Raw genomic sequence first — 10,779 nt, 5'->3', positions numbered from 1 at the left:
CGATGATAGTGCGGATTGCCCGTGTGAAAGTAGGTAATCGTCAGGCTCCTTACCCGGACCAGAAACCCCACCCAGCGCGGTGGGGTTTCTGCGTTTACGCGCCCGTCATCGAAAAAGATGACGGGTTCAGCTGAACACGAACCAAAACGCGAGCGAAAGGATGGTATTGAAGGTCGCCGGCTTTGCCGGGCTCGTGGGCGTTTTGCCGCAGAAAGGAGCGCCAGGACGCGCAGCAGATCAGGCCTGCATCTTCACGATGCCACACGTACCGGCGTGATTGAAGCGTGAACATGCCCTACTTCGAAGACGCGTTGCCGCGATTCGAAGAGGGCAAGTACTCGTCGTTGCTCGACCGCGTTATTCGAGCGCGGCAGCCGGGCCGAAGAACTCATAACGGCTCTGCGATTCCGGCACGCCAATCGCCTTCAGGCCTTTCTTGATCGCCTTCATGAACGCGATCGGCCCGAGGAAGTACACGTCGACGTCGCGCGTTTCCGGGAGCCACTTCTTCAGATTCGCTTCATCGACGTAGCCGAGTGCGTTAGCATCGGCATCACCCGCACGACGCTGCTCATAGCAATAGAAGCGCTTCAGTTGCGGATGACGCGCGGCCAATGCGTCAATCGTGTCGCGGAATGCATGCACGCCACCGTGACGGGCTGCGTGAATGAAATGCACTGGACGATTGGTCTTCAGCGCGGCTTGCAGCATTGCCATCGTCGGCGTGATGCCAACGCCGCCGCTGATCAACACCAAAGGCTTGTCGCCAGGCTGCAGCGTAAATTCGCCGGCCGGCGCGAACAATTCGAGCGTGTCGTTTTCCTGAATCTGCTCATGCAGATACTTCGACACGGTGCCATTCGGTTCGCGCTTCACGCTGATGCGATATTCGCGCCCATCGCTCATTGCGGACAACGAATAGTTGCGACGCACTTCTTCGCCGTTGATCACCAGACGCACGCCAATGTACTGCCCCGGCTGAAACGCGAGCAATTCGCGGCCATCGTCCGGACGCAGATAGAACGACGTGATCTCGTCGCTTTCCCGCACTTTGCGGGCGACGCGGAACCGTCGCGTGCCGCGCCAGCCGCCGGGTGCCGCTTCGCTCTCGGCATAAATCTTCTCTTCGAGGTCGATCAACAGATCAGCGAGTTGTTGATACGCGGCAGCCCACGCTTCGATCACGGCATCGGTAGCGACGTCCGCGCCGAGTACTTCGCGAATCGCGCGCAGCAGGCACTTGCCGACGATCGGATAGTGTTCGGGCTGCACGTTCAACGACACGTGCTTGTTGATGATCTGCGCGACCAGCCCACCCAACTGATCGAGCTGATCGATATGACGCGCGTACATCAAAACGCCGTTGGCCAGCGCGCGCGGCTGCATACCGCTCGCCTGATTGGCCTGATTGAACATCGGGCGCACTTCCGGATGCTCGCTGAGCAACAGGTTATAGAAGTGCGTGGTGAGCGCCTCTCCGCCGCTTTCGAGGAGCGGCACGGTTGCTTTGATGATGGCGCGGTGTTCGGCGGATAGCATAGTTAAAGTCCAGATGAAGTCAGTTGAAGAGTCTGTCTACTCAGCGAGTACAGCAGCCGGTTAGGCAGACCGGGACTACTATCCACGATTCGTGCCAAGTATAAAATGCATTAAGATCAATGACCTGGCGATTAAGATGGTTAATTCGACCCTAGTCGAAATGACTCGGACCACAGTCAATCTGACTGCAGGAGCCGTCCTCGACGTGTTGACCCCGCTAATTCTCGACCTGTCGCGCGAGCTGTCCGAGCGCGAGCGTTATCGGCGATTGCTGAGCGCGCTGCGCACGCTGTTTCCGGCCGACGCGGCCGCGCTGCTGCGCCTTGAGGGCGATACGCTCGTGCCGCTCGCGATCGATGGTTTGAGCAGCGATACACTCGGGCGGCGTTTTCGCGTCGCCGACCATCCGCGCTTTCAGGAGTTGCTGGCCCAGTCAGGGCCGACGCGCTTCGCTGCCGACTCCGGTCTGCCGGACCCGTATGATGGCCTCGTGCAAGGCATGGCGGCCGGGCATCTCGAAGTGCACGACTGTCTGGGGTGCCCGCTCGTTATCCGCGGCGAGCCTTGGGGGTTGCTCACTCTCGACGCACTCGATCCGGCACGCTTCGATACGATCGACATGGCGTCGCTGCAGGCGTTTCTCGGCCTCGCGGCCGCGACCGTCAGCGTCGTCGAACGCATCGATGCGCTGGCGCGCAATGGCGCGGAGGCGCAGCGCCGCGCTGAAGCCTATCGGCTGGCGAGCAGCGAGAGCCGGCGCGAGCTGATCGGCAGCAGCGAAGCGCATCGCCGCATGATCAAGGAGATCGAGGTAGTGGCCGGTAGCGACCTCACCGTGCTCATCACCGGCGAGACCGGTGTCGGCAAGGAGTTGGTCGCGAATGCGATCCACGCGCTGTCGTCGCGCGCGAACAAGCCGCTGATCAGCCTGAACTGCGCCGCGTTGCCCGACACGCTAGTCGAGAGTGAACTGTTCGGGCACGTGCGCGGCGCGTTTTCGGGGGCGTCCGCAGATCGGCGGGGCAAATTCGAACTCGCGGACGGCGGCACCATTTTCCTCGACGAAGTCGGCGAATTGCCGCTCGCGGTGCAGGCGAAGCTGTTGCGCGTGCTGCAGAACGGCCAGTTGCAGCGCATCGGCTCGGACCACGAACACAGAGTCGACGTGCGGCTGATCGCCGCAACCAATCGCGACCTCGCCGAGGAAGTGCGCGCGGGCCGCTTTCGTGCCGACCTCTATCATCGACTCAGCGTCTACCCGCTGCGCGTACCGCCGTTGCGCGAGCGCGGCCGTGACGTGCTGCTGCTCGCGGGATTCTTCCTCGAAGACAATCGCTCGCGGCTCGGCTTGTTGAGTCTGCGTCTAGCGGCCGATGCACAGGCCGCGTTGCTGCGCTACGCGTGGCCCGGTAACGTGCGCGAACTCGAACATCTGATCGGACGTAGTGCGCTAAAGGCATTGGCGGCCAATCGGGAGCGCTGTCGTATCTTGACGCTGAGTGCAGCAGACTTCGCGTTGTTCGATGCAAAAGATGACGAAACCAATCATGCCGTCACGCAGAGCGAGGAATGCGAGACGCAGGACTTCCGCAGCGCGGTCACCGAGTTCGAACGCAACCTTGTTCTCGAAGCGCTGGTCCGCAACAGGCGGAACTGGGCGGCAGTCGCGCGCGAGCTGGGCCTCGACAGGGCGAATCTGAACCGTCTGGCCAAGCGACTCGGACTCAAATAAGCGGGCAGATGCGGGAGCACGGTCGCAATTCGATGAAGCGGGCCAGGCCGCACCGAATTTCCGATCGCGCCGAAAAAGGATCGCCGGCGCCCCGCGCTGCGCCTAACGTCTTAAGCAAAACCGAAGCCCCGCTTCGACAATGCGAACTTCGCGGAGCGTAGCGCCTCGGTCATAGTAGAGCCGAACAAGGACCAACGCCCGTATCTGGAGACTCCGCCATGTCCGCTGCCTCAGAGAAACTCGAAGATTGGCTCGACAAGCAGGTGATGGTTGAAGACGACATCACCGCGTTTCCGTTGAAAGCGCTCGCCGCCACGCTCGATCGTGAGGAAGGCGGTAACACCGTGCCGCCGTTGTGGCACTGGCTGTACTTTCTGCCAGTGGCACCGCTATCCGAAGTTGGTCCCGACGGTCATCCAAAACGTGGCGGCTTCCTGCCGCCTGTGCCGCTGCCGCGTCGCATGTGGGCCGGAGGCCGGCTCACGTTTCATGCACCGCTGAAGATCGGCGAGCACGCACAGCGCACGTCCACGATCGCCAACATCGAGGACAAGAACGGCCGCTCGGGCCGCCTCGTGTTCGTCACCGTGCAACATTCGATCGAAGTCGCTGGCGAACTGAAGCTCGAGGAGGAGCACGACATCGTCTATCGCGACCCGCCGCTGGAAGGCGCCCGCCCGCAGCGGCCGGTGCCCGCACCCGAAGGCGAAACGTGGCGCCGGACGATCGATGCCGATGCCGTGATGCTATTCCGCTACTCGGCACTGACCTTCAACGGCCATCGCATTCACTACGACCATCCGTACGTCACGCAGGTCGAAGGTTATCCGGGGCTTGTCGTTCACGGTCCGTTGATCGCGACGCTGCTCGTCGATCTCGTGCGGCGCGAACTCCCGCAAGCGACGCTGCAAAGCTTCGCGTTTCGCGCGCTGCGTCCCACGTTCGCGGACCAGACGTTCACGGTATGCGGCAAGCCCGCCGCCGACGGCAAGACCATCGATCTATGGGCCAAGGACCACGAAGGCTATCTGACCATGCGCGCAACCGCCACGCTAGCCTGAATTCCACGAGGCTCGATCATGCAAGCCACGCAACACGAATCGTTCCGGGACATTCGAGAGGCCGTGCGCGATCTGTGCCAGCAGTTTTCCGGCGAGTACTTTCGCAAGATCGACGGCCAGCCACAGCCGGCGCTCGCGGGCGCCGCGCATGCGACGATCTATCCCTATGGGCCCTCATCACCAATATCGTGTCTCTGTTTGCTTTCCTGCACAGCGTAGGTCTCGGTCAAATTTTTGGGAAGAATTTATTCCGGCAACGATCATGTTCGGCGCCCTCTCAGTGCAGATGCGCGCGCCGCGGAGCTTTCGCACCTGTCGGCGGCGGCCACCAGCAACCGGGTCAAGAATCTCGAGGACCAACTCGGCCTCAAGCTGCTCTATCGCACGAGCCGGCGCGTGACGCCGACATCCGCGGGCGAGGCGTTCGTGCATCACGCGCGGCTCGTGCTCGAACGCGTCGAGCATCTGGCCGGCGACATGCCGGAGTACGGCGAGGGCATTAGGGGCGACGTGCATGTTGCCGCCGTTCGCGCGGGGGCTGGTCGACCAGTTGATGGCGGTGGCGGAAGATGAAGGCGTGGTAGAGGCTTGACGCACGGCCGGCGGATATCTGCCGAAGTGCCGTAAGGTTTCCATCTGGAAACGCCGCGGCCCTCTGTCAACCAGTATTTCACTCGGCAAGCATCTTCTTGCCGCGCTAAAAACCCGCGTGTATAGTTTCCGAAATTACTCTTGTTTCGCATCGGAAATAAAAGGAGTTCACATGGACGCGTCCGCTATCCTCGCCGATCTCGGCATTGCCCACGCCGCGCAAGCCGGCGATATCGCGGTTCATTCGCCGATTACCGGCGAGCTCATCGGCCGTGTGGCCAGCCGGACGACGGCAGAGGTCGATGCGGCGCTCGCTCAGGCGCAAGACGCGTTCGCCGTGTGGCGCAACGTGCCGGCGCCGCGCCGTGGGGAGCTGGTGAGGTTGCTCGGCAATCGGCTGCGCGAACAGAAGCACGCGCTCGGCAGCCTCGTCTCGCTGGAGACCGGCAAGATTCTGCAGGAAGGCATGGGCGAAGTGCAGGAGATGATCGACATCTGCGATTTCGCGGTCGGCCTGTCGCGCCAGCTCTACGGTTTGACGATCGCGTCCGAGCGCCCCGGTCACCGGATGGCGGAGTCGTGGCATCCGCTCGGCACCTGCGTCGTGATCTCGGCGTTCAATTTTCCTGTGGCGGTGTGGTCCTGGAATGCGGCGCTCGCGCTCGTGTGCGGTAACGCGGTGATCTGGAAGCCGTCGGAAAAGACGCCGCTCTCGGCGCTTGCCGTCAACAGGATTCTCGAAGACGCGCTGAAGGAGTTCGGCGATGCGCCCGCCGGCCTCAGCGCGCTGGTCATCGGCGGCCGCGACGTTGGTGAAAAGCTCGTGGCCGATCCGCGCGCGTCGATCGTCAGCGCGACGGGCAGCACCGAAATGGGTCGCAAGGTCGGCGTCGAAGTGGCGAAGCGCTTCGGCCGCTCGCTGCTCGAACTCGGCGGCAACAACGCGGGCATCGTCACGCAAACCGCCGACCATGAACTCGCGATGCGCGGCATCCTGTTCTCGGCGGTCGGCACGGCTGGTCAGCGCTGCACGTCGCTGCGGCGTCTGTTCGTGCACGACAGCGTGTACGAGAAGACCGTCGAGCGTCTGAAGCAGCTGTATAGCCGCGTGCCGATCGGCAATCCGCTCGAGAAGGGCACGCTGATGGGGCCGCTGATTGACCGTCAATCGTTCGATCGCATGCAGGAAGCGCTGCACCAGGCGAAGGCCGAGGGCGGCAAGGTGTTCGGCGGTGAGCGCGTCGAAGTGAAAGGTTATGAGGGCGGCTACTACGTGCGTCCGGCCATCGTCGAGATGCCGTCGCAAACGTCGGTGGTGCTGAAGGAAACCTTCGCGCCGATTCTGTACGTGCTGCGCTATACCGAGTTCGCCGATGCTGTCGAGGCGAACAATGCCGCGCGTCATGGTCTGTCGTCATGCGTGTTCACAAGCGACCTGCGCGAAGCGGAACACTTCCTGTCCGCGTCGGGCAGCGACTGCGGCATCGCGAACGTCAACATCGGGCCGAGCGGCGCGGAAATCGGTGGCGCGTTTGGCGGCGAGAAGGAAACCGGCGGCGGGCGCGAGTCGGGTTCGGATGCGTGGAAGGCTTATATGCGTCGCGCGACCAATACCGTGAACTACTCGTCGGCGCTGCCGCTTGCGCAGGGCATCGACTTCAATCTCGACTGAGCGAGCGTAAGTCTGTTACGCGCGGCGGCACGCGCGCTTTAGCAATCCGTTTGCGCCGCCCGGCGTTCCGGAGCGGCCCTGTTACTCGTGGAGCAAGGTGTGAGTTCGAAAGTCGTGATCGTCGGCGGTGGGGTGATCGGCAGCTCGGTTGCGTATTTCTTGCGGCTGTCGGATCCGACAGTCGGTGTCACGGTGATCGAACGCGATCCGACTTATGCGCGTTCGTCGTCGGCGTTGTCGGCGGCGTCGATCCGGCAGCAATTCTCGACGCCGCTTTCCATTCAGATGTCGCTGTTCGGCATTGAGTTTCTGCGCTCGATCGGCGAGCGGCTCGAAGTCGACGGCACGCGGCCCTCGATCGATTTGCACGAAGGCGGCTACCTGTTTCTTGCGACGCCGGCGGGTGTTGCGACGCTGCGCGAGAATCACGCCTTACAAAAAAGCCTCGGCGCGGATATCAGCCTGCTCGACACTCACGGCTTGCAAACGCGATTCCCCTGGCTCTATACCGAAGACCTCGTTGCTGGCGCTTATGGCGAAAGCGGCGAGGGCTGGTTCGATGGCTACGGTCTCGTGCAGGCGCTGCGCAAGAAAGCGCAGGCGCTCGGCGCCCGCTATGTCGCAGCCGATGTGAGCGCGCTGCATCGGGACGGGAACCGCATCACGCAGGTACAAACAGCGGATGGCAAGACCTATGCGTGCGACATCGTCGTCAATGCGGCCGGCGCGTGGTCGCGCAAGATCGCGCTGATGATCGGCATCGACCTGCCCGTCTACGCGCGGCGACGCAGCATCTTCAACGTCACGTCGCCGGCCAAGCTCGAACCCTGTCCTCTGCTGATCGATCCGAGCGGCGTTTACTTCCGGCCCGAAGGCAATTCGTATCTCTGCGGCACTTCGCCATCGGCCGATAACGACCCCGACGATTTGCCGCTCGACGCAGTCGATCACGCGCTATTCGACGACGTGATCTGGCCGACGCTCGCGCACCGTGTGCCGCAATTCGAGGCGCTACGCGTGCAGAACTGCTGGTCCGGCTATTACGAATACAACGTGCTCGATCAGAACGCGATCATTGGTCATCATCCGGATGTCGCCAATTGCGTGTTCGCGAACGGTTTCAGCGGTCATGGTTTGCAACAAGGACCGGCAACCGGGCGCGGCATCGCAGAATTGATTTTGCATGGCCGTTATACGACGCTCGACCTGAGTTCGCTCAGCTTTACGCGTGTGCTGGAAAACCGGCCGATCGTCGAGAAGAACGTGGTTTAGCTGTTGGTCTTGTGCCCTGAGCGGGCATGTGGGAAACGCAATACGTGCAAATGCAATACGCTCAATGAGTTAGCGCAGTCGCTCGCAGGTTGTCCACAAGGTTGTTCCCAAAATCTGTGGACAACGGGCGAGAAGCGAAGCGGAGCACTCGTGCGTGTGAAGATGTGCGGAAACGAACGGCACAAAGCACGCAGCGGGACTCACCGTCGGCCGGTTCATCCCGCTGCTTGTGTATGACGAGGGTGTGTCGGCTTGCCGTGCAACGCGCACGGCAAGCGCGAGAGGCTTAACGATCGAGGAACGACTTCAGACGGTCCGCGCGGCTCGGATGCATGAGCTTGCGCATTGCCTTGCTCTCAATCTGACGGATCCGCTCTCGCGTCACGTCGAACTGCTTGCCCACTTCTTCGAGCGTGTGATCCGACTTCGTGTTGATACCGTAGCGCATGCGCAGCACCTTCGCTTCGCGCGGCGACAGCGAGTCTAGCGCGTCGTCGATCGCGGCACGCAGATCGGCCTGCATCGCGGCATCCGCCGGCGACGACACGGCCGCGTCTTCGATCATGTCGCCCAGCGTCGCATCGCCGTCGTCGCCGACCGGCGTTTCCAGCGACACCGGCTGCTTCGCGATCTTCAGAATGCCGCGCACCTTCTCTTCCGACAGTTCCATGCGCTCCGCGAGCACCGCCGGATGGGCTTCCTGGCCGGTCTGCTGAAGGATCTCGCGCGAAATGCGGTTGAGCTTGTTGATCGTTTCGATCATGTGAACCGGCACGCGGATCGTACGCGCCTGGTCCGCGAGCGAACGCGTGACGGCCTGCCGAACCCACCACGTCGCGTACGTCGAAAACTTCCAGCCACGGCGGTATTCGAACTTGTCGACGGCCTTCATCAGACCGATGTTGCCTTCCTGGATCAGGTCGAGGAACAGCATGCCGCGGTTCACGTACTTCTTCGCGATCGAGATCACGAGACGCAGGTTCGCCTCGATCATCTCGCTCTTGGCCTTGCGCATCTTCGACTCGGCCGCGACCATCTGGCGGTTGATCTCTTTCAGATGCTTGAGCGGCAGCGACACCGTCGCTTCGATGTCGATCAGCTTCTGCTGCTCGGACTGGATGGCCGGCAGATGACGCTCAAGCGCCGCGCCATAGGTTGAAGCGCCGCTGCGCGCGGCACGCTCGGTCCAGCCGAGATCGGTCTCGGCACCCGCGAACGTCTCGATGAACTTCTCGCGCGGCATGCCGGCCTTCGAGACGACGATCTGCAGAATGTTGCGCTCGATCGCGCGCACTTGCGCGACCTGGTGCTGTACGTCTCCGCACAAACGGTCGATCGTGCGTGCAGTGAAGCGGATCTTCGCGAGGTGCTGTTGAATCTCTTCGCGTGCGCGCAGATAGGCCTTAGAGGTGACGTCGCCGCGCGTGTGCGCCGCGCTCATCTGGTCAAACAGAATACCGACCTGGGCAAAGATTTCGAGGCAGTCGCTCGTGAGCTGCTTAAGGCGAGCTTCGTCCGCCGCCGACGAATCGGCCGGGCCGACGTCGTCGTCTTCTTCGTCTTCGCTTTCTTCGTCGGCGTCGGCGTCCTCGTCGGCATCCGCGTCGGCGCTTGCGACTTCTTCCGCGGCGGCCGTCTCTTCATTCAGACCGTCGACGAGCTCGTCGATGCGCAACTCGCCGTCGGCAACCTGCTGTGCGCTCGCAAGGATCGCGGAGATCGCGAGCGGGCACGCGGCGATCGCCTGCACCATTTCGTGCAGGCCGTCTTCGATTCGCTTCGCGATCGCGATTTCGCCTGCGCGCGTGAGCAGCTCGGTCGCGCCCATTTCGCGCATGTACATACGCACGGGGTCGGTGGTGCGGCCGAATTCGGAATCGACAGTCGACAACGCGACTTCAGTTTCCTCGTCTGCCTGATCGTCCGACACGACGGCCGGGGCGTTTGAGTTGAGCAGCAGCGTTTCCGCGTCCGGCGCCTGCTCGAAGACCTGCACGCCCATGTCGCTGAATGCGCTGACGATGCTATCGATCGCGGCGGTTTGCGTGAAGTTGTCGGGCAGGTGGTCGTTGATCTGCGCGTGGGTCAGGTAGCCTTGCTCTTTACCCAGCTGGATCAGTGCGCGCATCAGGCGCTGGCGCTCTTCGGCCTGTTGCGGGGGCAGATCGGCTGCCACGGGGATCGCTTTGCCGGCGCCCTTGCCTTTGGCCGAGCGGCCGGACGGAACTTTGGCAGTGAAGGCGGCGGTGTCGTGTTGCGAATCTTCGCGATCAAAAGGGTTCACGTAATTTCCTCTAGAGGCTTCGCTATGAGACGCAAGACGCTACCGTCAGGCGTTTCGAGCGGGGCTCAGCATCACCTGATGTGACTCAACGCGGTTGTTGGGCTGTGCTCTGGGGAGCAAAAAAGATGAGCCCGCTTGAAGCGGGCCGATGGACATGCGAAATTTTGCGCGGCTCGCATTATATACGAGCTTGGGGGTTCGCGCTCATTGACGCACATCAAATCGTCGGCTGTTGTTCTCGCGTTAATGTCTCAGGTTGTCCGGATGGGTGGTCCAAGTGGATGCATGCGGCTTACTGTATTAGATGGTTAGATGAGGGCGCGTCGCTCCTTTTGCAAGGGTGCTCGCTGTCTTATACATGTGGAGTCGCAGCCTCGAACGTTGTACCCGAAAGAAATTCGCGGAATGGGCTTGACGTGTTGTCCATCACTCTCCATAATCTCGTTTCTCTGCTGCAGACGCAGCGACGCAAACGACGCGGTGCCGGGTAGTCCAGGCGCTGCGTGGTGGGCGAACCGATCTTTAACAACCAACAGCCGATAAGTGTGGGCGCTTGATGCCGCGATGCGGCGGCGGATTCTGCGGAATCTGCTGCCAGGCAAAAGGTATCAGAAGCCTCACACAGTAA

The 10,779-nt window shown here is 62.1% G+C and carries 7 protein-coding genes; 5 read left to right on the top strand and 2 right to left on the bottom strand.

All coding sequences use genetic code 11. The features are described from left to right. Window positions 1–357 precede the first annotated feature (357 nt). Window positions 358–1,539, bottom strand: a complete 1,182-nt coding sequence (hmpA, locus tag LJ655_RS29900; protein WP_230564759.1) for an NO-inducible flavohemoprotein — start codon at window positions 1,537–1,539, stop codon at window positions 358–360. Between the two features lie 136 nt (window positions 1,540–1,675). Between hmpA and norR the strand changes: the two genes are divergently transcribed. The 5 genes from norR to LJ655_RS29875 all read left to right on the top strand — a co-directional run bounded on the left by norR (window position 1,676) and on the right by LJ655_RS29875 (window position 7,867). After that, window positions 1,676–3,271, top strand: a complete 1,596-nt coding sequence (norR, locus tag LJ655_RS29895; protein WP_230564758.1) for a nitric oxide reductase transcriptional regulator NorR — start codon at window positions 1,676–1,678, stop codon at window positions 3,269–3,271. A gap of 218 nt (window positions 3,272–3,489) precedes the next feature. Continuing rightward, window positions 3,490–4,332, top strand: a complete 843-nt coding sequence (locus LJ655_RS29890) for an HTD2 family dehydratase (protein ID WP_230564757.1) — start codon at window positions 3,490–3,492, stop codon at window positions 4,330–4,332. 234 nt (window positions 4,333–4,566) lie between these two features. Then, the gene (locus LJ655_RS29885) at window positions 4,567–4,905 is read left to right on the top strand and encodes a LysR family transcriptional regulator (protein ID WP_486644375.1); all 339 of its coding nucleotides are present in this window, start codon (window positions 4,567–4,569) and stop codon (window positions 4,903–4,905) included. A 190-nt stretch (window positions 4,906–5,095) separates the two neighbouring features. Continuing rightward, window positions 5,096–6,595 (top strand): L-piperidine-6-carboxylate dehydrogenase, encoded by a 1,500-nt coding sequence (amaB, locus tag LJ655_RS29880; RefSeq protein ID WP_230564756.1) that lies wholly within the window; start codon window positions 5,096–5,098, stop codon window positions 6,593–6,595. A gap of 99 nt (window positions 6,596–6,694) precedes the next feature. Next, window positions 6,695–7,867, top strand: a complete 1,173-nt coding sequence (locus LJ655_RS29875) for an NAD(P)/FAD-dependent oxidoreductase (RefSeq protein ID WP_230564755.1) — start codon at window positions 6,695–6,697, stop codon at window positions 7,865–7,867. Between the two features lie 286 nt (window positions 7,868–8,153). Here the strand turns inward: LJ655_RS29875 and rpoD are convergent, their stop codons facing one another. Continuing rightward, window positions 8,154–10,151 carry an RNA polymerase sigma factor RpoD gene (rpoD, locus tag LJ655_RS29870; RefSeq protein ID WP_230564754.1) on the bottom strand — a complete coding sequence of 666 codons (1,998 nt, stop codon included), beginning with the start codon at window positions 10,149–10,151 and terminating at the stop codon, window positions 8,154–8,156. Window positions 10,152–10,779: the final 628 nt, after the last annotated feature.

The sequence above is a fragment of the Paraburkholderia translucens genome, assembly GCF_020881035.1.
Classification (GTDB): Bacteria; Pseudomonadota; Gammaproteobacteria; order Burkholderiales; family Burkholderiaceae; genus Paraburkholderia; species Paraburkholderia translucens.
This window is presented reverse-complemented; position numbering and strand designations above follow the sequence as displayed.